General features: G+C 73.0%; 20 protein-coding genes. 13 read left to right on the plus strand and 7 right to left on the minus strand.

The window, feature by feature from the left end; all coding sequences use genetic code 11:
• The first annotated feature begins 49 nt into the window (after positions 1–49).
• The 9 genes from DVA86_RS03180 to DVA86_RS03220 all read left to right on the plus strand — a co-directional run bounded on the left by DVA86_RS03180 (position 50) and on the right by DVA86_RS03220 (position 9,307).
• Positions 50–1,708, plus strand: coding sequence for a polyamine aminopropyltransferase (locus DVA86_RS03180; protein ID WP_208875593.1), 1,659 nt, complete (start codon positions 50–52; stop codon positions 1,706–1,708).
• A 154-nt stretch (positions 1,709–1,862) separates the two neighbouring features.
• The gene (locus DVA86_RS03185) at positions 1,863–2,957 is read left to right on the plus strand and encodes an SRPBCC family protein (RefSeq protein ID WP_208875594.1); all 1,095 of its coding nucleotides are present in this window, start codon (positions 1,863–1,865) and stop codon (positions 2,955–2,957) included.
• Positions 2,958–3,063: 106 nt separating this feature from the next.
• Entirely contained in the window at positions 3,064–3,879 is an 816-nt protein-coding gene (locus DVA86_RS03190) for an aldose epimerase family protein (RefSeq protein ID WP_208875596.1), read from the plus strand.
• Positions 3,880–3,888: 9 nt separating this feature from the next.
• Positions 3,889–4,443, plus strand: a complete 555-nt coding sequence (locus DVA86_RS03195; protein WP_208875598.1) for an orotate phosphoribosyltransferase — start codon at positions 3,889–3,891, stop codon at positions 4,441–4,443.
• 227 nt (positions 4,444–4,670) lie between these two features.
• A complete protein-coding gene (gene fbaA, locus DVA86_RS03200; RefSeq protein ID WP_281279353.1) occupies positions 4,671–5,711 on the plus strand; it encodes a class II fructose-bisphosphate aldolase in 1,041 nt (346 codons plus the stop codon).
• Positions 5,712–5,894: 183 nt separating this feature from the next.
• Positions 5,895–6,308: a DUF3151 domain-containing protein gene (locus DVA86_RS03205; RefSeq protein WP_208875602.1), complete on the plus strand. Its 414-nt coding sequence runs from the start codon at positions 5,895–5,897 to the stop codon at positions 6,306–6,308.
• A gap of 179 nt (positions 6,309–6,487) precedes the next feature.
• A complete protein-coding gene (locus tag DVA86_RS03210; RefSeq protein WP_208875604.1) occupies positions 6,488–7,330 on the plus strand; it encodes a tryptophan 2,3-dioxygenase family protein in 843 nt (280 codons plus the stop codon).
• A complete protein-coding gene (gene kynU / locus DVA86_RS03215; protein ID WP_208875607.1) occupies positions 7,323–8,582 on the plus strand; it encodes a kynureninase in 1,260 nt (419 codons plus the stop codon). Before DVA86_RS03210 ends, kynU begins: the two co-directional genes overlap by 8 nt.
• On the plus strand, positions 8,579–9,307 hold the full coding sequence (locus DVA86_RS03220; protein WP_208875609.1) for an alpha/beta hydrolase family protein: 729 nt from the start codon (positions 8,579–8,581) through the stop codon (positions 9,305–9,307). The genes kynU and DVA86_RS03220 overlap by 4 nt, the downstream gene beginning before the upstream one ends.
• A gap of 73 nt (positions 9,308–9,380) precedes the next feature.
• Here the strand turns inward: DVA86_RS03220 and DVA86_RS03225 are convergent, their stop codons facing one another.
• From DVA86_RS03225 to DVA86_RS03245, 5 genes are all read right to left on the minus strand, one after another.
• Complete coding sequence (locus tag DVA86_RS03225) at positions 9,381–9,623, minus strand: hypothetical protein (RefSeq protein ID WP_208875611.1); 243 nt, start codon at positions 9,621–9,623, stop codon at positions 9,381–9,383.
• 278 nt (positions 9,624–9,901) lie between these two features.
• Entirely contained in the window at positions 9,902–11,083 is a 1,182-nt protein-coding gene (locus DVA86_RS03230; RefSeq protein WP_208875613.1) for a peptidoglycan recognition protein family protein, read from the minus strand.
• A gap of 202 nt (positions 11,084–11,285) precedes the next feature.
• Positions 11,286–11,804 (minus strand): M23 family metallopeptidase, encoded by a 519-nt coding sequence (locus tag DVA86_RS35895; RefSeq protein ID WP_208875615.1) that lies wholly within the window; start codon positions 11,802–11,804, stop codon positions 11,286–11,288.
• Positions 11,805–12,134: 330 nt separating this feature from the next.
• A complete protein-coding gene (arsM, locus tag DVA86_RS03240) occupies positions 12,135–12,944 on the minus strand; it encodes an arsenite methyltransferase (protein WP_208875617.1) in 810 nt (269 codons plus the stop codon).
• Between the two features lie 194 nt (positions 12,945–13,138).
• Positions 13,139–14,230 (minus strand): phosphatidylinositol-specific phospholipase C domain-containing protein, encoded by a 1,092-nt coding sequence (locus DVA86_RS03245; protein WP_208875619.1) that lies wholly within the window; start codon positions 14,228–14,230, stop codon positions 13,139–13,141.
• Positions 14,231–14,617: 387 nt separating this feature from the next.
• Between DVA86_RS03245 and DVA86_RS03250 the strand changes: the two genes are divergently transcribed.
• Positions 14,618–15,157, plus strand: a complete 540-nt coding sequence (locus DVA86_RS03250; protein WP_208875620.1) for a DUF4232 domain-containing protein — start codon at positions 14,618–14,620, stop codon at positions 15,155–15,157.
• 42 nt (positions 15,158–15,199) lie between these two features.
• On the opposite strand, the gene DVA86_RS03255 is transcribed toward DVA86_RS03250, so the two are convergent.
• Entirely contained in the window at positions 15,200–15,670 is a 471-nt protein-coding gene (locus DVA86_RS03255) for a VOC family protein (RefSeq protein WP_208875622.1), read from the minus strand.
• Positions 15,671–15,874: 204 nt separating this feature from the next.
• Between DVA86_RS03255 and DVA86_RS03260 the strand changes: the two genes are divergently transcribed.
• The 3 genes from DVA86_RS03260 to DVA86_RS03270 all read left to right on the plus strand — a co-directional run bounded on the left by DVA86_RS03260 (position 15,875) and on the right by DVA86_RS03270 (position 18,639).
• Complete coding sequence (locus tag DVA86_RS03260) at positions 15,875–16,120, plus strand: hypothetical protein (RefSeq protein ID WP_208875623.1); 246 nt, start codon at positions 15,875–15,877, stop codon at positions 16,118–16,120.
• A 181-nt stretch (positions 16,121–16,301) separates the two neighbouring features.
• The gene (locus tag DVA86_RS03265; protein WP_208875624.1) at positions 16,302–17,390 is read left to right on the plus strand and encodes an alpha/beta hydrolase; all 1,089 of its coding nucleotides are present in this window, start codon (positions 16,302–16,304) and stop codon (positions 17,388–17,390) included.
• Complete coding sequence (locus DVA86_RS03270) at positions 17,383–18,639, plus strand: acyltransferase family protein (protein ID WP_245996324.1); 1,257 nt, start codon at positions 17,383–17,385, stop codon at positions 18,637–18,639. Before DVA86_RS03265 ends, DVA86_RS03270 begins: the two co-directional genes overlap by 8 nt.
• A 174-nt stretch (positions 18,640–18,813) precedes the next feature.
• Here DVA86_RS03270 and DVA86_RS03275 read toward each other — a convergent pair whose 3' ends face one another.
• Positions 18,814–20,097, minus strand: a complete 1,284-nt coding sequence (locus tag DVA86_RS03275) for an adenylosuccinate synthase (RefSeq protein ID WP_208875625.1) — start codon at positions 20,095–20,097, stop codon at positions 18,814–18,816.
• Positions 20,098–20,354: the final 257 nt, after the last annotated feature.

The raw sequence follows: 20,354 nt of genomic DNA on the forward strand, positions 1-20,354 counted from the left end.
CATCCGGGTGGGTGGCTTGTGGGCGGTTGGGGTGACGTAAGTTCCCCACATGATCGACCGGCCCAGCACTCCCGCGCGGCTGCCCGTACCGGCGGGGGTCGGACGCGGTCTCGTGCTCGTCTCGGTGTTCGTGTGTGCCGCCTGCGGGCTGGTCTACGAGCTCGAACTCGTCGCCCTGGCCGCCTATCTGGTGGGTGACTCGGTCACCCAGGCGTCCGTCGTGCTCTCCGTGATGGTCTTCGCGATGGGCATAGGCTCGCTGCTCGCCAAACGCCTGCACCTGCACGCCGCCGTCGGCTTCGGCGTCATCGAGGCGCTGCTCGCGCTGGTGGGCGGCGGCTCGGCGATGGCGCTCTACGCGACCTTCGCCTGGCTCGGCGAGGCGCGCGTCGCGATGGTGGTCTTCTCCGTCGCGATCGGGGTCCTGATCGGCGCGGAGATGCCGCTGCTGATGACGCTGATCCAGCGAATCCGGGCGCAGGACCCGGGAGTTGCGGTGGCCGACCTGTTCGCCGCGGACTACGTGGGCGCGCTGCTGGGCGGGTTGATGTTCCCGTTCCTGCTCCTGCCGTTCTTCGGGCAGCTGACGGGCACGCTGCTCACCGGTGTGGTGAACGCGCTCGCGGGCGGCTTCGTCGTGCTCTGGCTGTTCCGGCGGGACCTGACCGTACGCGGGCGCTGGGGCCTGCTGGCCGCCAACGGGGCAGTGCTGGCACTGCTGTTGCTGGGCACCGTGTTCGTCGGCCCCTTCGAACGGGCCGCGCGGCAGGCGGTGTACGGCCCGGACGTACGGGTCGCGGTGCGCTCCGAGATCCAGGAGATCGTGCTGACGGGGGATCCGCGGCGCGGCCTGGAACTGTTCCTCGACGGACGGCTGCGGTTCTCGTCGGAGGACGAGAAGCGCTACCACGAGTCGCTGGTGCACCCCGCGATGACCGGCGGCCCGCGCACGCGCGTGCTGATCCTCGGCGGCGGCGACGGGCTGGCGCTGCGCGAGGTGCTCAGATATCCGGGCGTGCGGTCGGTGACGGTCGTCGAACTCGACCCGAAGGTGGTCGAGTTGGCGCGCGGGGACCCGCAGCTGAGCCGGCTGAACCGTTCCGCCTTCGGTGATCCGCGGGTACGCGTGGCCACCTCGGACGCGTTCAACTGGCTGCGCGACCAGGTGAGCCGCCTCGCCCCGCACCGGGGCCCGCACGGCGCGGACGGGGCGGGCGGCGAGCACGGCTCGTACGACGTGATCGTCTCGGCGCTGCCGGACCCGGGCATCTCGGCGAACACCAAGCTGTACTCGCAGGAGTTCTACGGACTCGCAGCACGCGCCCTCTCCGAGCGCGGGCGCATGGTCGTGCACGCGGGCGCGTGCAGCGTGGGGTCGCGTGACTTCTGGACGGTCGAGTCCACCATGCGTTCCGTGGGCCTGCGTACCTCGCCGTATGCGGTGGAGGGGCGCGCCCCCGGGCACAAGTCCGGGCCGGACCGCGGTGCACACCGGAGGGAGCGGCCGGGCCCGCGCGACTGGAGCTTCGTCCTCGCGTCGGGGCACCACGCGGCGGCAGCGCCGCCCGTACGGGTCGAGCCGGAGCGCGCGGGCGGGCCGCGGCTCGCGTCGCTCACCCCCGGCGCGCTGCGGCAGGCGGTGCGCCGGGCGGAGCGCGCACGGATCGGCGGGCTGCCGCCGTCGACGCTGATGCGGCCGAGGTACTGACGCCGGTCGGGGGTGCGGGCGGTGTGCGGGCGGCGTACGGCCGGCGTCCCGGCGCTGGCCGGGCGTTGTCCGGTCGGCACGGTGCGCGCCGCGCGGCACGGCGGATACGGGTGATCGGGCACATGTACGGGGTGCGGTGGGTAGGCTCCGGCCTATGGAGCATGAGGTGTACGTTCCGTTTCCGGTCGGGTCGGTACGCGCGGCGCTCTCCGAGCGGACGCGGGTCACGCGCTGCGTCCCGGGTCTCCAGCTCGCCGCCGCGGAAGGCGCGGGTGACGCGGTCGAAGGGCGGCTGCGCGTCCGTGCCGGCGGCCACACGATCACGTACCGGGGCAGCCTGAAGATCACCGGGCAGGGCGACGGCTTCACGGTCCGGGGCACCGGCGGCGAGGTACGGGGCAGCGGCACGGTGAAGCTCCGGCTGAAGGTCGTACCGCGGCGTGCGGACGACGGCGAGGGCACCCGGCTCGTCTGCTCGGGCAAGGTGACCGGCGACGGGCGTATCGCGGACCTCGAGCCGAAGATGGCGACGGCGGCGGGGCACCGGCTGCTGGATCGTTTCGGTACGGCCCTGGCCGAGAGCATGCGCACCGAACCGCCCGCCGCCCCTGCGGACTCCGGCGCGGAACCCGAGGCGGAACCGGACGCGGAGCTCAACGCGCGGGCCGCCGCGGGCATCGGCGAACCCGACGACAACGACCGCGCCATCCCCGGCATCCCCGGCCCCGAGAAGGGCGGCGCGGACCGAGGCGACCGCAAGCGCGGGAAGCAGTCCCCCGAGGACGCGCCCGCCGGCGACGACCGTACGGCCGACCAGCCGGGTGACCCCGGCGACACAGGAACCGGAGCGGAGGCCGACGCGGCGGACGCCCCGGACGCCACCGATGACGCCGACGACGGCACCCCTGACGTGCCCGGAGCCGGGCCCACCACCGGCGGCATCTTCGACGCCGAGATCCCGCCGCCGTCGCTCGACCCCCGTACGGGCGCCGAGGAGGACGCCGACGAGGGCATGGACGACACGGACGGCGTGGACGAGACGACCGCCGAGGCGGCACACGCCCGGCGCACGATGATCGGCCGGAGCGCCGAGGAGGTGGACCACGCGCCGCCCCGCGGCCGCTATGCGCCCGTACCGGCACCGGAGGACGCCGCCGCCACCGCGACCCTCCGCTGGGCGGCCCCGGCCGCCGCGCTGGTCCTCGCCGGAGCGGTGGTCCTCGGCCGCGCCCTGCGCCGCCGCCGCTGACCGTTCCCCGCCCGCGTCGCCAACTCCCGTGCCCGTACGGGCACCCGCCGCGGGCCGCCGTCGCCCCGGCGGCCCGTACGGCGAACGGGCCGCTAGGGTCGGTGGTATGGACCGTCACACCCCCGCCAGTGCCGTCACGCTCCGCGCCGCAGACGCCGAGTTGGTCGTCGATCCGCAGAACGGCTGTCGTCTGACCTCGCTCACCACACGCGGTACGGAGCTGCTGAGGCAGGGGGAGAAGTACGGCTCGTTCGTGATGGCGCCCTGGTGCGGGCGTACGGATCAGGGGCGGTTCCGGAACGGGCCCGAGGTGTACCAGCTGCCCGTCGACGACCGTCCGCACGCCCTGCACGGCACCGTACGGAGCGCGGTCTGGCGCACCGTGCGCGCGGACGAGCGGTCCGCCGCGTTCACGGTCGATCTCACCGAGCCCTGGCCCTGGGAGGGCCGGATCACGCAGGTCGTCGAGCTGGCCGAGGACGGCTCGGGTGTGACGCTGGCGCTCGGGGTGGAGACGAAGGGCGACTCGTTCCCGGCGCAGGCGGGCTGGCACCCGTGGTTCCTGCGGAACCTGGGGGGCGGCGGCGAGGACGTACGTATCGGCTTCGACGCCGAGTGGCAGGAGGAGCGCGGCGCCGACCACCTCCCGACCGGGAAGCGCATCGATCCGCGGCCCGGCCCGTGGGACGACTGCTTCGGCATGCCGGAGGGCATCGACGTGACGCTGACCTGGCCCGGAGAGCTGGAGCTCAAGGTCGCCAGCCGCGTGGAGTGGGTGGTGGTCTACGACGAGCAGCCGGAGGCCGTCTGCGTCGAGCCGCAGTCCGGGCCGCCCAACGGGCTCAACACCCTCCCCCGCTTCGTCACGCCCATCGAACCGCTGGAGGCCGCCACGACCTGGACCTGGCGGCACCTGTCATAGGGTCGGCGCATGACCGAGAGCGACGTGAGCGACGTACGGGCCGAGCTGCTGCGGCAGATCAAGGACAAGGCCGTGGTGCACGGCCAGGTGACCCTCTCCTCCGGGATCGAGGCTGACTTCTACATCGATCTGCGCCGCATCACCCTGGACGGCACGGCCGCGCCGCTCGCCGGACAGGTGATGCTCGACGCCACCGCGGATCTCGGATACGACGCCGTCGGCGGGCTGACCCTCGGCGCCGACCCGGTGGCCACGTGCATGCTGCACGCGGCGGCCGCGCGGGGGCGGACGCTGGACGCGTTCGTCGTACGGAAGTCGGGGAAGGCACACGGCCTGCAGCGGCGCATCGAGGGGCCGGACATCTCGGGCCGCCGCGTGCTGATCGTCGAGGACACCACGACCACCGGGAACTCGCCGCTGACCGCCGTACAGGCGGCGCGCGAGGCGGGCGCGGAGGTCGTCGCGGTGGCGTCGATCGTGGAGCGCGGGGCGGCCGAGGCGATGCGCGAGGCGGGCCTGAGGTACGTGTTCCCGTACGACCTCGGCGACCTCGGCCTGGGCTGACGGCCTGGGCTGACGCGGAGGCTTTACGGGTGCTCCGGGCGGCGTCCCGCGCGGGGCCCGTACGGCGTCGTCCGTCTCTGTACGGCGCCCGTACGGCCCCGCAGGCGGCGCTGCCCAGGAGTTTCACGTGAAACTCCGACAGGGCTGGAGCACGCGGGGGTGTCTGGGAAGATGGGGGCGACGATGACGTCACTCGATACCCAGGTCAGGGCCCACGCATATCGGACATCACAAGGAGCGGACAGATGCCCATCGCAACCCCTGAGATCTACAACGAGATGCTCGACCGGGCGAAGGCGGGCAAGTTCGCCTATCCGGCCATCAACGTCACCTCGACGCAGACCCTGCACGCCGCGCTGCGTGGCTTCGCTGACGCGGAGAGTGACGGCATCATCCAGATCTCCACGGGCGGCGCGGAGTTCCTCGGCGGGCAGTACAGCAAGGACATGGTGAGCGGCGCCGTGGCGCTGGCCGAGTTCGCCCACATCGTCGCGAAGAAGTACCCGGTCAACGTCGCCCTGCACACCGACCACTGCCCCAAGGACAAGCTGGACGGCTACGTGCGGCCGCTCATCGCCGTGTCCAAGGAGCGCGTGGACGCCGGGCAGAACCCGCTCTTCCAGTCCCACATGTGGGACGGCTCCGCCGAGACCCTCAAGGACAACCTGGCGATCGGCGAGGAGCTGCTCGCCGCCGCCACCGCAGCGCGGATCATCCTCGAGGTCGAGATCACCCCCACCGGCGGTGAGGAGGACGGCGTCACGCACGAGATCAACGACGAGCTGTACACGACCGTCGACGACGCCCTGCGCACCGCCGAGGCCCTCGGCCTGGGCGAGAAGGGCCGGTACCTGCTGGCCGCGTCGTTCGGCAACGTGCACGGTGTCTACAAGCCGGGCAACGTCGTGCTCCGCCCCGAGCTGCTGAAGGACCTGCAGGCGGGCGTGGCCGAGAAGTTCGGCAAGCCGTCCCCGTTCGACTTCGTCTTCCACGGCGGCTCCGGCTCCACGGAGGAGGAGATCGCCACCGCGCTGGAGAACGGCGTGGTGAAGATGAACCTGGACACGGACACGCAGTACGCGTTCACGCGGCCCGTCGCGGACCACATGTTCCGCAACTACGACGGCGTGCTCAAGGTGGACGGCGACGTCGGCAACAAGAAGGTCTACGACCCGCGGAGCTGGGGCAAGGCCGCGGAGAAGAGCATGGCCGAGCGCGTGCAGCAGGCCTGCGGGAACCTTCGGTCGACGGGTACGAAGCTGAAGTAACGCGCGCGGGCGCCCCCCGTCCGTACGCGCGCGCCCACGAAGGCGGCCCGGCATCACACGGTGGTGCCGGGCCGCCGTCGTGTGCCCGGTGACGCCACCGTTGTGGCCGAGGGCCGTCCTCAAACGCCGGACGGGCTGGGATGGCGGGTGGGCCGGTGCCCTGGCTGAGGCAGACTGGGACTCATGTCCATTCACGAGAACCTCCTCGGGGGCCCGCCCCCGACCCACCTGCCCGACGACCCCGAGCCGCGCGAGCAGCTCGCGGCCGGTACCGCGCCCGCCGAGGTCGCGGCGCAGTACCCGACCTCCTCGCTGGCGTGGGCACAGCTCGCCGACGACGCCTTCGAGGGCGGCCGGGTCGTGGAGTCGTACGCGTATGCCCGTACGGGCTACCACCGCGGGCTGGACGCCCTCCGCCGCAACGGCTGGAAGGGCCATGGCCCCGTGCCCTTCGAGCACGAGCCGAACCGCGGCTTCCTGCGCGCGCTGCACGCGCTCGCGCGCGCGGCGCAGGCGATCGGGGAGCAGGAGGAGTACGAGCGCTGCTCCACTTTCCTGAAGGAGAGCTCGCCCACCGCGGCGGCGACCCTCTCGTAAGGGCGGCATGACACCAGGGGCATATGCCCTGGTCGTACGGGGGTGGCCTTGCCCCGGACGGCCGCCTCGCTGATGATGCTCCGTGGGCCCGCCCGTACGGCGGGCCCAGGGGACCGGGGCTCCACAACCGTCGAGGAAGGAGCGGACCGCTACCCGGAAGTCACATTGAGGAGACAGCGATGTCCCACGATTCCGATGTCCCCGAGGACGCAGCACAGGCCCCCGCGCTCGACTTCGCAGGCACGACGCCGTACGAGGACTACGTACAGGCCGACGTCCTCACCCACCTCCAGCACCCGCTCTCGGACGATCCGGGCGAGATGGTGTTCCTGGTGACGACCCAGGTGATGGAGCTGTGGTTCACCGTGATCGTCCACGAGTGGGAGAGCGCCGCCGCGTCGCTGCGGCAGGACGACCTGCCGGGCGCGCTGGCCGCGCTGAAGCGCTCGACGTACGAGCTGCAGTCGCTCAACGCGTCCTGGGAGCCGCTCGCCCATCTCACGCCGGCGCAGTTCAACTCGTACCGCTCCGCCCTCGGGGAGGGCTCCGGCTTCCAGTCGGCGATGTACCGGCGGCTGGAGTTCCTGCTCGGCGAGAAGTCCGCGTCGATGCTGGTGCCGCACCGCGGGGCGCCGCGCGTGTACGGCGAGTTGGAGAAGGCGCTGCACGAGCCGAGCCTGTACGACGAGGTGCTGCGCTTCCTCGCGCGGCGCGGCGAGGACGTGCCGGACGAGGTGCTGGAGCGCGACCTGGCGGCGCGCCACGAGCCGCATCCGGCGGTCGAGGCGGTGTGGGCCCGCGCGTACGCGGGGGACCAGGGCAGCGACGTCGTACGGCTCGGGGAGGCGCTGACGGAGGTCGCCGAGCTGGTGTGGCGCTGGCGCAACGACCACCTGGTGGCCACCCGGCGCGCGATGGGCAGCAAGACGGGCACGGGCGGCTCGGCGGGGGTGGCCTGGCTGGAGAAGCGGGCGGCGAAGAACGTGTTCCCCGAGCTGTGGACGGCGCGCAGCCATGTCTGAGCCCACGGCCCACGGCCCCACCGACCCCGCTGGTCCCACCGGATCCGCGCAGCCGCCCGTCGACCTGGCCGACGAGGCCGCCAAGCTCGACGCAGGCGACGAACTCGCCGCCAAGCGCGACGAGTTCGTCCTCGACGACGCCACCGTCTACCTCGACGGCAACTCCCTCGGCGCCCTCCCCCGCGCCGTACCCGCCCGGCTGGCCGACGTCGTGGCCCGCGAGTGGGGCGAGCTGCGCATCCGGTCCTGGTCCGAGTCCGGCTGGTGGACCGCGCCGGAACGGGTCGGCGACCGCATCGCGCCGCTCGTCGGCGCCGCGCCGGGCCAGCTCGTGGTCGGCGACTCGACCAGCGTGAACGTCTTCAAGGCCGTCGTCGCCGCCGTCCGCATGGCGCGCGAGGACGCGCCGGGGCGGCACGAGGTGCTGGTCGACGAGGCGACGTTCCCGACCGACGGCTACATCGCGGAGTCCGCGGCCCGTCTCACCGGCGCCACGGTGCGCGCGCTGCCCGCCGCGGAGATGCCCGCGGCGTTCGGCCCGTACACGGCGGTCGCCCTCGTCAACCACGTGGACTACCGCACCGGTCAGCTCAACGACCTGCCCGGCACCACCGCGTACGCGCACCACGCGGGCGCCCGCGTGGTGTGGGACCTGTGCCACAGCGCCGGGGCGCTGCCGGTCGGACTCGACGCGGAGCAGGTCGACTTCGCGGTGGGGTGCACGTACAAGTACCTCAACGGCGGCCCCGGCTCCCCCGCGTACCTCTACGTGCGCCAGCAGCTCCAGGACCGCTTCGACTCCCCGCTGCCCGGCTGGAACTCGCACGCCGACCCGTTCGCGATGGCCCCCGGCTACGTGCCCGCGGACGGTGCCGTACGCGGCCGTGTCGGCACCCCGGACATCCTGTCGCTGCTCGCGCTCGAGGAGGCGCTGACGGTGTGGGACGGCGTCGACATCGCCGCCGTACGCGCCAAGAGCCTCGCGTTGACGGACTTCTTCCTGCGCTGCGTCGGCGCGTACGTGCGCGGCGGCCGTGTCCGCAGCGTCACGCCGGCGGCGCAGCGGCTGCGCGGCAGCCAGATCTCCCTGCGGTGCTCGGACGCGGAGACGGTGACGGCCGCGCTGATCGAGCGCGGCGTGATCGGGGACTTCCGGCGGCCCGACGTACTGCGCTTCGGCTTCACCCCGCTCTACACTTCGTTCGGGGACGCGGAGCGCGCGGCGCGTGCGCTGGGGGAGGTCGTCGGTTGAGCGATGAAACGGAACAGGACGCGCTGCTCGGGCTGAAGCCCGTGGCGCCGGAGCGCACCGAACGGTACGGACCGCACCCCTCGCAGCTCGTCGATCTGTACGGGACGGCGGGCAGCGGCCCGCGTATCACCGTGCTGCACGGCGGGTTCTGGCGGGAGAAGTACGACCGGACCCATCTGTCGCCGCTGGCAGCGGCGTTGGCCGAGCGCGGGTACGCGGTCGAGCTGGTGGAGTACCGCCGTACGGGCGGTGGCGGCGGCTGGCCGCAGACGGCGGAGGACGTCGACGCCGCGCTGGAGCATCTCGGCGCGCCGCCGCATGTCCTCCTCGGCCACTCCGCGGGCGGCCAGCTCGCGCTGTGGGCGGCGGCGAAACGGGAGCGGGCGGCGAGCGCCCGCATCCTCGCGGTGGCGCCCGTCGCGGACCTGGTGCGCGCGCACGAACTGCGGCTGAGCGACGGGGCGGTGGCCGAGTTCCTCGCCGGCGAGGAGAAGCCGGGGAACGGCTGGTCGGACCGGCTGTACGACGCCGACCCGATGAAGCAGATGCCGCGCGTGCCCGTGGAGATCCTGCACGGCACGGCGGACCGGATCGTTCCGGTGGAGCTGTCGCGCCGGTACACGAACGACTGGGGCGCCCGGCTGCACCTGCTGGCGTGCGGCCACTACGCGCCGGTCACCCCGAACACCCCGGCGTTCGGGGTGCTGTTGGACGCGCTGCGCTGAGGCGCGGCGGCATGGGGCCCGCGGCCGGTACGGCCCGTACGGGCGGTCGTACCGTCGCGGGCAAGGCGGCGCGTCACCCCGCCGCGCCGTCGAGCAGCCGGCTGTAGCGCAGCCGCAGCGCCCGCTCCGTACTGGCCGCCACGCCGGCGAGCACCGTCGCGACGTTGAGCCACACGGGCAGCGCGAGGGGCGGGGTGAAGGCCCCGGCCTTCGCGGCGATCTGGGTGACGAGGAGCCGCAGGGAGGCGACGAGCACGGCCGCCGACAGGAACCCGATCCCGCGGCCCAGCGCGGGGTGCGTACGGTCGAACCGCACGCGGCGCCCTTCGGCGGAGCCGGGTCCGGGACGAGCGGGTGCTCGGTTCCCTCGGCGGTGACATGTGTCATGACTTCAGACGACACATGTCACGGCTCGTGTCACGGCTGCGTGGGAGGCATTCGAGGGGTGTCGTACTCATGGCGACGGGGTGAGGCGCGCCGGTTGGGTGACCCCTCCGTGGTCACCCAACCGGTACGCCAGTCTGGGGGTTTGCGGCCGGACGGCCGGTGCGCGACCGTCCGGCCTACCGCCCGGGCCGGACCGGACGGTGGTCCTCAGGCCAGCAGGCGCTTCCAGTCGAGCTCGCCGAGCGCGTCCGCGGGGACGCTCTCGCGCGTGGCGCCCTTCAGCGTGCTGACCGCCTTGGACACCTCGCTGTTCTCCCCCGCCCGTACGTGCGGCGTGAGCAACGGCCAGATGTCCGAGCCGAGATAGCCCGTCTCGTCGGTCGTACGGTGGTGCAGCGCGGCGCACTCGATCTGCTCCACGCCGTGCGTGTCCGCCAGTTTGGCCACGGCCTGCTTGGTGGCCGTACCGAACACGCCGTCCACCGGCAGCCGTTCGAACCCCTTCGCGCGCAGCAGGTGCTGCGCCGCGCGGACCTGGTGCCCGCTGTCGCCCGGCCGCAGCAGCGGCCACAGCGCGGGCGTCGCGGACTGCACGCCGAGCACGCCGGCGACCGCGTCACGCAGCTCCTGCAACCGCCCGTACAGCACCTCGCCGGGGCACTCGGTGGAGTTGAAGTCCCGGTGGCCCTGGATGTTCTCCATGGCGGTGCCGTACTGGTAGGCGATCCACGCGACGAGTCCGACGAGCGAGTCCCAGAGCGCCTGGGGCACGTCGACCTCGACGTAGATGCCCTCGTTCTCGATCCCGATGACCTCGCTGTTGTGGCCGCCGACGTTGGCGCCCTGCACGTGCTTGGAGCCGTCGCGTACGGCGCCGAGGCTCTCGTGCCGGCCCTCGAGTACGAAGCCGCCGCGGCTGTTGGTGAACTGCTGGCCGGTGTCGCCCCAGCCCTGGCCGTCCATGTGGTAGTTCTGGATGTCCCGGCAGATCTGCATGGCGTGTTCCAGCGAGTAGTCCTCGCTGTTGCCGGGGTCGGCCGTGTGGTGCACGACGATGAACGTCGGCACCCGGTCCAGGACGACGATGTCGCCGTCCGGCGGGCGGGCCTCCCACTCGGCGGTGGTGTAGACCCGTGGCTCGGGCGCGACGGCCCTTGTGCCCTTCCTCTTCGCGCCCGTCGCGCTGGACAGCCGGTCCGCGTACGCCGTGGGGGTTGCGTGCGCGATCCCGGTGCTGCCCAGCGCGAGCGCGCCGACGGCCGCCGTCGCGCCCAGGCCTCCGCGCAGCAGAGCGCGGCGGTCGAACGCGGAGGGGAGCCGCGGCGATCGGGGGGCCGGCCGGCGCGCCGGCTCCGGTGCCGAGTCTGGTCTGTCGTTCCTCGTGGCCATGTGCTGGTCTCCTTCGGCAGTGGGGGGAGGTGGGCGGCCGCGTGCGGCGCGCCGGTGGTGCCAGGGAAGCCGGTAGTGGTGGGCAATTACCCGCTCGCCGCGCGGGACCGGCCGGATCAGGTGACCGGTTCCTGCGGACGGCGGGGCGGTGCGGGGGAGTCGGCGGGGTGCGGCGGTGGCAGCGGTGGCGTTCCGGTTCCGGTTACGGCACGCAGGGGAGCTGGACGCCGCGCTCGGCCATGTAGGCCAACGGGTCGTCACCGAATCCGTAACCGCCGTCCAGATGCACCTCGAAGTGCAGGTGCGGCCCGGTCGACTGGCCCTCACTGCCCATCGAGGCGATCTTCTGCCCGCCGGTCACGGTGTCCCCGACGGCAACGAACCGCTCGTACATGTGGCCGTACTCGGTGACGGACCCGTCGTCGTGCTTGATACGGACCCACTGGCCGTAACCGCTCGCCTCACCGGACTCGGTGACGGTGCCGGGACCGGCCGCGAAGATGGGCGTGCCCAGGGCGTTGGCGAGGTCCACGCCGTCGTGGCCCTCGTGGTAACCCTGGCTGATCTGGGCGTCGGTGGGGCAGGACGCCTGGTAAGCGGCGGCCGCGGGCTGGGCCGCGGCGGGGGTCACCGCGACGGCGGTGGCGATCAGCCCGCCGGCGGAGGCGGCGACTGCGAGCAGGCGAAGCGTACGGCCCGTGATGTGGGGGGTGCGGGTCATCTGGCTTCCTTCCGTTGGCCGTTCGGAGGTACCGGGTTACGCGCGTAGCTAAGAGGCGCGTAGCCAAGTAAGGCACCACGCCCACGGAGGCAACAACCCCGCGTACAGCAACACGAATGACTTTCTTGTTGCGCTGAAGGAAACTGTCGTCGCGATTGCCGCACGACACCGCGAAACGGACCGGGATTTCCGCGGTTGGACCACTGAAAGGCGCGCGCCCGCACGCCGTTCAGCCCGTCCGGCACCCGAGGACGGCCCTCGGCCGCGAGGGGCCTGCCGGTGACCCGTCGAAGGGCCACGCGCGGCGGCGGTGGCCGCTCGGGTTCGTTCTCAAACGCCGGACGGGCTTGGGTGGTCGGCGGGCTTGGTGGCGCGGATGATCGCGGAGTGCAGGCCCTCGGCGACGGCGTGGGTCGGGGTGATCTCGACGTCCGTGAACCCGGCGGCCTCCAGGCCCTGCCGGTACTCGGCGAAGGACAGTGCACCGGCGATGCAGTCGACGTACGTGCCGCGTTCGGCGCGCTGTTCGGGGCTGAGCGCGTCGTCGGCGACGACGTCGGAGACGCCGAAGCGGCCGCCGGGCGCCAGGACGCGGTAGGTCTCGGCGAACACGGCGGGCTTGTCCGTCGACAGGTTGATGACGCAGTTCGAGATGACGGCGTCGATGGTGTCCGCGGGCAGCGGGATGGCCTCGATGGTGCCCTTGAGGAACTCGACGTTCGCCGCGCCTGCCTTCCTGGCGTTGGCCAGCGCGAGGGCGAGCATCTCGTCGGTCATGTCCAGGCCGTACGCCCGGCCCGTCGGCCCGACGCGGCGGGCGGACAGCAGGACGTCGATGCCGCCGCCGGAGCCGAGGTCCAGCACGCGGTCACCCTCGCGGAGATCGGCGACGGCGGTGGGGTTGCCGCAGCCGAGGGAGGCGGCGAGCGCCTCGGCGGGGAGGCCGCCGCGTTCCTCGGGGGCGTAGAGCGCGGCGCCGAAACCGTCGTCGACCTCGACCGCCTCGGGGCCGCAGCAGCCGCCCTCACCCGGCACGCCGCACCCGCCCTCGCTCCGGCTCGCGCCGGAGGTGACCGATGTGGCCGCGGCGGCGTACCGGGCCCGTACGGTCTCGCGCAGGTCAGTGGAGTGTTCAGCCATTGCTGTCACCTCAGTGGCTTGTATTGAAGATTGTGAATATAAGTCTCCTCCCTGGGGTAGGGAACGTCAATATGGACAGCTGTCGAATCAAGCGGCGAAGGTGAGGGCGCGCGCCCGTACGTCCGTACGGCTGAGGGCGCGCGCCCTGTGTGTGGTGAGGCGGTGCGGTGGGTGTGCGGTGGGGTGCGGTGCCGCTACTCCCCGCGCGGCACGACCATCGACAGCACCTGCGGCAGCGGATACCAGTCCGAGGTTGCGAAGCTGGCGTGCGCGGCGGCGAGGGCGGTGACGCGGTCGCGCGCCTGCTGCTCCTCGGGGTTGGTGGCGTCGATGGGCGGATCGACGTTGTGCGCGTCGGTCATCACCAGCAGATAGCCGCGCTCCCGGTACCAGCGGGTGTCGATGCTCCCGCCCGCGTACGCCTTGGCGTCACCGTCGAAGACGACGAACCACGGCCGCAGCGCCTCCTCGTACCGCGCCTCCCGCGGGTCGCCCGCCTCCGCGCCGTGTACGGCGGGGAACGCCGCGGCCTGGTCCAGCCGGTTGTCGGCGGCGAGGGTGCTGAGGTGGGTGGCGTACTCCTCGTCGGTCCACAGGTCGTCGGCCGGGTTGCCCTCCTCGACCGTGCCCGGTATCAGCTCGAACAGGAACTTCCCGGCCATCGCGTCCCGTTCGGGCCACCCGCCGGCCTGGACCGCCTCGTCGAGCGTGGCATGGTCGCCGACCACGTCGGAGGGGCGGAGGAGAGCGTCTCCGAGGCGTTCGGAGAGGAGCGCGTCGAACTCGTCCGGGCCGCGGCCCCCCTTGTCGTTGAAGCCGTCCTTCATCTCGACCTTGAGCATGACGGGCGCGTGCCCGGGGTGCGCGTCGTGCCAGGCGCGGAGGTCGGCGAGGCAGCCGTCGAAGCTCTGGTCGGCGGCCGTGGCGCCGGGGCCGAGGGCCGCGGCGGCGTTCTCGCAGTTGTTGCTGTTGCCGAACGGGTCGCTGTGCGAGACGCGCCAGCCGCTGCCGAAGTTGCTGGTCCAGACGTCGAGTTCGAGGAGGGAGGCGCCGGAGTCGAGGGCCTCGGAGAAGGTGGCGTACTTGTCCTTCTCGTACGCGTTGTGCACGCCGACGCCGGTGGTCTGGGCGTAGGTTGCGGCTGCCGCCCGGGGGGACGACGGCTGGCGGTCCTGCGCGGGCGCCGGGCCCGCGAGGGCGACGGTGGCGGCGGCGGTGAGGGCGAGGGTGGCGGCGCCCGCGGTGACGGCGGATCTGGCGCGACGCGCGGGGGTGACTCTGGACATGGGTTGTATGCCTCCGGTGTGGGGGAAGGGCAGCGTCAAGATAGAGCCGCCGCCTCGTCAGGAGAATGGGCACGGGGGGAGTTCGAGGTGAAACCCCCATGACGCGCCTGCCTTCTTCGCCCCTGCGGACCGCCCGTACGACGCGGGTGCGCCGCCGCTGACGCCTGTTCGCGCCGGAGCGCTGCCCGTCCGGCGGCGGTGTCCGTCCAGTCAGCCGTTCCAGTCACGCGTTCCAGGCGGTCGGTGTCTCTGCTGGTCAGCGCCCGTTTCGGCGTTCCGGCGTCCCGTAATGCCCGGCTTCTGTGGCGGACGGGACGATTCGCGGCACAGCCTGGGGTCGTCCAAGCAGCCCGCTGGACAGCTGACTTCGCCACCATGGAGATTCCGATGCGTACACGTCTCGCCTCTCGTTCCGCCCGCCTCGCCCTGGCCGCCGCTGCGGCGCTGGCCCTCGCGGCAGGCGCCACCGCCACGGCCAACGCCGGCACGTTCACCGGCGACGGCGGAGCCGGTGCCGCGTCGACGGCCTGCGACATGGACGAACTGAACTTCACTGTCAGCGAGGAGACACAGGCCGGCGGCTACCTCCTCGTCACCGCCGAGGCCAAGTCCCATGTCACCTGCTTCCTGGAGGGCGTCACCCCCTCCGCGTCCTTCGGCTCCGACGCCGACACCCAGGTCTCCCCCGCCGAGCACGGCCCCAGCGACAGGGTCACCGTCTCCGGCATGAACAAGGCCTACTTCGGCGTCAACCCCAAGAGCGTCAACGAGGACGGGGGCGTGCAGTTCGACGTGCTCCACCTCGCCGTCGAGGGCGACGAGTACAACCCCGTCACCCTTGACCTCCCCCACACCGTGACGGTCAACAAGCCCATCGCCACCAACTGGCACAACGACCCGTCCGAGGCCGTGCCCTTCGCCAACTGACCCCCGCGCCGGGCGCCTCCACCGCGCCCGGCGACAGCGGTGTCAGCCACCGGGGCCGTTGGTGACCGGCGGGTCCTCCTCGCCGAACACCCACGGGGCGAGCACGACCAGCCACCCGTCCGGGTCCGGGAAGAGCACGGCGCCGCGCTCGGGCCAGTACGGGTTCGCGGCCGGTACGGACGTGTGGCCGCGCTCGGTGAGCCGTCGTACGGCCGCCTCGACGGCCTCCGGACCGCGCAGGTAGAGCACCAGCTGGTTCTCGGGGTGCCGCTCGGGTATGTGCGGCGGCTGTCCGTGCTGCGTGATCTCCATGTGCACGGGCGTGCCGGGCAGCCCGAACACCACACCGTCGTACCCCGCGTGGTCCCGCCACGCGGCGAGCACCGGCAGCCCGAGGTCGTCCCGGTAGAAGGCCAGGACGGCGTCGTAGCGCGCGGTCGGGCGGGCGAACCGGACGGCGCCGACGTCGAGATGGGCGGGCCAGGCGTACTGCCCCGCGGTGGAAGTGCTCATGCGCCGATCCTGGCAGTGTGGACCCGCCCGCCACATCCCGCGTTGGACGGACAGCCCGACCGACCGCTGACGTACGACTGCCGCCCGACACGGGCCCGTTCACGGCACGGCCGGTTCACGGGACGGGCCCGTTCAGGGGGCCTGGCGGGCGGCGCCGTCGGCGCCCGCGGAGTGCCGAGGGCCGCACTCGGTACAGTCCACGGCATGTCTGTCTATATCGCACTGTTTCCGACTGCCGTCCCGCTTCCGCCGGCCGAGGACGCGGACCGGACCCTCTCGTTCGAGGACCGTGCCGGCGGAGAGGAGCCCGTCGAGTTCCAGTACAGCGTTCACCCCAGTGGAGCGCTCGTGGTCTGGCGCTGTTTCGCCGACGCGTCGCCCGTCGCCGACACGGCTTACGGACCGTCGGCATGGAGGAGCGTACGGGGGACCGTTCACCGGAGCCTCTGAGCGCGCCCCGCCGCATGCGGCAGCCTGAACCGGGACCGCGCCGGGGGGCGGCACCCCGTACTCGTCATACTCCAGAGCCACATCCCAGGTGAGCTCCCCAGCGGGACGCGCTTGACCTGGCCTTGTTCGTAGCTTCTCGGTCATACCGGCCGCCGCGGCCGGTGAGCGAGGAGGGGCTGGGATGAGGCTGCGACGAGAGCGCCCGCGGACGCGCCGGACACAGGGGGTCGGCGCGTCCGCGGACGGGCGTACGCGGCGCACGCGGCGTTCGTGGCGTACGCCGGGGCGGGTCCGTTCTAGGCTGCGCCGCGGGCTGCTGGCCGCGCTGATCGCCGTGGCGGTGGTGGTGCCGCTGTCCGGCGCCGGGCACGCGGGCACGCCCGCCCCTGTACCGCCCCGGCTGCCCGCCGTCACGGCCGACTCCCTGCCGTCCCGTTACGCCGCCGGCCGCGACGCCGCGCGCGATGCCGCCCGTATGGCGCTGGCGCACGGCGACCGCGACCGGGCGGCGGCGCTGCGCGCGCTGGCCGGGCCCGGACGCAGCCTGCTGGAGTTCGACGGCCGGGGCGACGGCCGCGCCGTCGAGGTGCTCGGCGAACTGGCGACGGCCGAGCGCGTCGCCGTACTGGTGCCGGGCTCGGACACCACCCTGGACACCTACGACCCGTCGCCCGGCACGCGCAACCCCACCAAGTCCCTGAGCGGCGCCGCCCGTTCGCTGTACGACGAGACGCGGCGCCAGGACCGCGACGCCCGGGTTGCCGTCGTCGCCTGGCTGGGCTACGACGCCCCGGACACGGTCAGCTCGGACGTCCTCACCACCGGCCTCGCGGACGAGGGCGCGGCCGAACTGCGGGCGTTCACGGGCACGTTGCGCCGGGCGGCTCCCGGCGCGCGGGTGGCGCTGCTGTGCCACTCGTACGGTGCGGCCGTCTGCGGCCGTGCGGCCGACGGGTCGGCCGCCGCGGACATCGCGTTCTACGGCAGCCCCGGCACCGGTGCCGCCGACGCGGGCGGCCTGGGCACCGGCGCCCGCGTCTGGGCGGGGCGCGGCTCGGACGACTGGATCGCGCACGTCCCGCACGCGGGCCCCGACCTGTTCGGCAGCAACGTCGGCCTCGGCCCGGACCCGCTGGACGCGGACTTCGGCGCCCGCCGCTTCGCCGCCGGGAACGCGGGGCACAGCGACTATCTGCGGCCCGACTCCGTGTCGCTCCGCAACCTCGCGCGGATCGCGCGCGGCGACGCCGGGGCGGTCAGCCATGGCTGACTCCGTACGGAACGCCGCCGCCCGTATCGACGCCGCGACACCGTACGGGCGCGACCGGGCAGTTGACGCCCTGCGCGCCCTCGCCGTCGTCGGCGTCGTGCTCGGGCACTGGCTGGTCACCGCGCTCACCCTGGGCGACGAGGGTCAGCTGCTCGGCGACAGCCCGCTGCGGCACCTGCCCGCGCTGGTCCCCGCGTCCTGGGTGCTGCAGAGCCTGGCGTTGTTCTTCCTCGTCGGCGGTTGCGTCGCCGCCCGTGGGTACGCGGCCGCGCGCGACCGCGGGGCGTCGTACGGCAGTTGGCTGCGCGCCCGGCTGAACCGGCTGTTCCGGCCGGCGGCGGGGGTGCTCGTGCTGTGGACGGTGGTGGCGGGCGCGCTGTTCGCGACCGGCGCGGGCTACGAGACGGTGCACACGCTGCTGGTGCTGGTGCTCTCGCCGCTGTGGTTCCTGCTGGTCTTCGCCGCGCTGACGGCGCTCACGCCACTGGTCGCCAGGCTGCATCCGCTGTGGCCGCTCGCCGTGGTGCTGCATGTGGACCTGTTCCGGTTCGGCTACGGCGGCGGGCCGGGAGGGCTCGGCTGGGTCAACGTCCTCGCGGGCTGGCTGGTGCCGTACTGCCTGGGCTGCGCGTGGGCGCGCGGCGCGTTCGCCCGCGCCCGTACGGCCGTCGCGCTGCTGGTGCCGGGCGTGCTGGGCACGGTGGTCCTGGTGCTGTGGGCGGGTTACCCGGCCGGCATGGTCGGTGTGCCGGGCGCGGAGGTGTCCAACCTCAACCCGCCCACCCTGGCGGCCGTTTCGTTCGGACTCGCCCAGTGCGGTGCGGCGCTGCTGCTCCGCGAACCGCTGCGGAGGGCGATGCGCAGGCCGCTGCTCTGGGCGGGGGTCGCCCTGCTCAACCTCTCCGCGATGACCGTCTTCCTGTGGCACCAGACGGCGATGCTCGCGGTGACCGCTCTGGGCCGCGCGGCCGACCCCCTCACCGGGCCGCTCACCGGCCTGCACACGGTGCCGGACGGTGCCGGCTGGGTGCTGGCGCGGCTGGCCTGGCTGCCGGTCTTCGCGCTCGTACTGGGCCTGTGCCTGGCGGCGTTCGGCGCGCTGGAACGGCCCCGGGCGGCACCCGTCGTCGTCGTCGCCGCGGGAGACGCCGTTCCGCCCGGCACCGCTCCCGCCGCGGGCGCGGCGGCTGGGCGTACGGACGCCGCTGCCCGTACGCGTGCGGCGGTCGGCGAGTCCGCACCGGGCTGAGCGTAGGTGCGTCCCGCAGGACGTACGGGCGGCACGCTGCTCGCCGCCGCGGCGGAGGCTACGACCTGCCGGCCGACGCCCTCACGGCGGCCGACCCCGCCCTGACGGCCGCACGCCCCGTCCTCGCCCGCCTCTCCGGCGGCCGGGCCGGGGCGCCGCGGCCGCCGGGTCCCGTCACAAGAACGAGTTGACCTGGATCGTCTCGTCCCGCCCCGGCCCCACGCCGATCGCCGAGATGGGGGCGCCCGACATCTCCTCGAGCGCCTTCACGTACGCCTGTGCGTTCTTCGGCAGGTCGCTGAGCGTCTTCGCGCCGGTGATGTCCTCACTCCAGCCCGGCAGGTACTCGTACACGGGCTTGGCGTGGTGGAAGTCGCTCTGGCTGTACGGCAGTTCCTCCACGCGTACGCCCTCCACCTCGTACGCGACGCAGACCGGGATGCGCTCCCAGCCGGTGAGCACGTCGAGCTTGGTGAGGAAGAAGTCGGTGAGCCCGTTGACGCGTGTCGCGTAGCGCGCGATCACCGCGTCGAACCAGCCGCAGCGCCGGTCGCGCCCCGTCGTCACGCCGCGCTCGCCGCCGATACGGCGCAGCGCCTCGCCGTCGTCGTCCAGCAGCTCGGTGGGGAAGGGGCCCGCGCCGACGCGCGTGGTGTACGCCTTGAGGATGCCGATGACGCGGCTGATCTTCGTCGGCCCGACGCCCGACCCCGTACAGGCGCCGCCCGCCGTGGGGTTGGAGGACGTGACGAAGGGATACGTGCCGTGGTCGACGTCCAGGAGCGTGCCCTGGCCGCCCTCGAAGAGGACGACCTTGCCCGCGTCGACGGCGTCGTTGAGGATCAGGGTGGTGTCGGCGACGTAGCCGCGCAGCTGCTCGGCGTACCCGAGGAGCTCCTCGACGACCTGCTCGGCCGCGATGGCGCGGCGGTTGTAGAGCTTGGCCAGCACCTGGTTCTTGTGGTCGAGGGCGGCCTCGACCTTCTGCAGGAGGATGGACTCGTCGAACAGGTCCTGGACGCGGATCCCCACACGGTTGATCTTGTCGGCGTACGTGGGGCCGATCCCGCGGCCCGTGGTGCCGATCTTCCGCTTGCCGAGGAAGCGTTCCGTCACCTTGTCGAGCGTCTCGTGATACGGCGTGATCAGGTGCGCGTTACCACTGATCAGCAGCTTGGACGTGTCCACGCCGCGCGCGTCGAGTCCGCTCAGCTCGGAGAGCAGGACCGCCGGGTCGACGACGACGCCGTTGCCGATCACCGGGGTGCACCCCGGCGAGAGAATGCCGGAGGGGAGCAGGTGCAGCGCGTACGTCTCGTCGCCGACGACAACGGTGTGACCGGCGTTGTTTCCGCCCTGGTATCGCACCACGTAGTCGACCGAGCCGCCGAGCAGATCGGTGGCCTTTCCCTTGCCCTCGTCACCCCACTGAGCACCGAGCAGCACAAGTGCGGGCACAGGCGTACACCCCTTCCGGGCGGGGCATGTCCCACGTGCGTGGCGCTTGTGCCATCGCGAGAGCCGTGAACCGGTGCCCCAGATTGACGAAGCCCCTGACCGCAACAGCGACAGGGGCTCTTGCACCGAGAGATTACCGGAACTGTTTACCGGGGTGCGAACAGGAGAGCCCCGTCCCGCGACGTGCCGGGGACCGCGCGGCTCCGGTCAGCGGCCCGCGGAGCGCACGGTCCGCCCGAGCACAGAGCGCCTGAGAG

This window comes from Streptomyces armeniacus, from assembly GCF_003355155.1.
GTDB lineage: Bacteria > Actinomycetota > Actinomycetes > Streptomycetales > Streptomycetaceae > Streptomyces > Streptomyces armeniacus.

Coding starts and splice junctions, on each gene's coding strand:
- DVA86_RS03180 (WP_208875593.1), top strand. CDS start 50: ATGATCGACCGGCCCAGCACTCCCGCGCGGCTGCCCGTACCGGCGGGG.
- DVA86_RS03185 (WP_208875594.1), top strand. CDS start 1,863: ATGGAGCATGAGGTGTACGTTCCGTTTCCGGTCGGGTCGGTACGCGCG.
- DVA86_RS03190 (WP_208875596.1), top strand. CDS start 3,064: ATGGACCGTCACACCCCCGCCAGTGCCGTCACGCTCCGCGCCGCAGAC.
- DVA86_RS03195 (WP_208875598.1), top strand. CDS start 3,889: ATGACCGAGAGCGACGTGAGCGACGTACGGGCCGAGCTGCTGCGGCAG.
- DVA86_RS03205 (WP_208875602.1), top strand. CDS start 5,895: ATGTCCATTCACGAGAACCTCCTCGGGGGCCCGCCCCCGACCCACCTG.
- DVA86_RS03210 (WP_208875604.1), top strand. CDS start 6,488: ATGTCCCACGATTCCGATGTCCCCGAGGACGCAGCACAGGCCCCCGCG.
- kynU (WP_208875607.1), top strand. CDS start 7,323: ATGTCTGAGCCCACGGCCCACGGCCCCACCGACCCCGCTGGTCCCACC.
- DVA86_RS03230 (WP_208875613.1), bottom strand. CDS start 11,083: ATGGCCACGAGGAACGACAGACCAGACTCGGCACCGGAGCCGGCGCGC.
- DVA86_RS35895 (WP_208875615.1), bottom strand. CDS start 11,804: ATGACCCGCACCCCCCACATCACGGGCCGTACGCTTCGCCTGCTCGCA.
- arsM (WP_208875617.1), bottom strand. CDS start 12,944: ATGGCTGAACACTCCACTGACCTGCGCGAGACCGTACGGGCCCGGTAC.
- DVA86_RS03245 (WP_208875619.1), bottom strand. CDS start 14,230: ATGTCCAGAGTCACCCCCGCGCGTCGCGCCAGATCCGCCGTCACCGCG.
- DVA86_RS03250 (WP_208875620.1), top strand. CDS start 14,618: ATGCGTACACGTCTCGCCTCTCGTTCCGCCCGCCTCGCCCTGGCCGCC.
- DVA86_RS03255 (WP_208875622.1), bottom strand. CDS start 15,670: ATGAGCACTTCCACCGCGGGGCAGTACGCCTGGCCCGCCCATCTCGAC.
- DVA86_RS03260 (WP_208875623.1), top strand. CDS start 15,875: ATGTCTGTCTATATCGCACTGTTTCCGACTGCCGTCCCGCTTCCGCCG.
- DVA86_RS03265 (WP_208875624.1), top strand. CDS start 16,302: ATGAGGCTGCGACGAGAGCGCCCGCGGACGCGCCGGACACAGGGGGTC.
- DVA86_RS03270 (WP_245996324.1), top strand. CDS start 17,383: ATGGCTGACTCCGTACGGAACGCCGCCGCCCGTATCGACGCCGCGACA.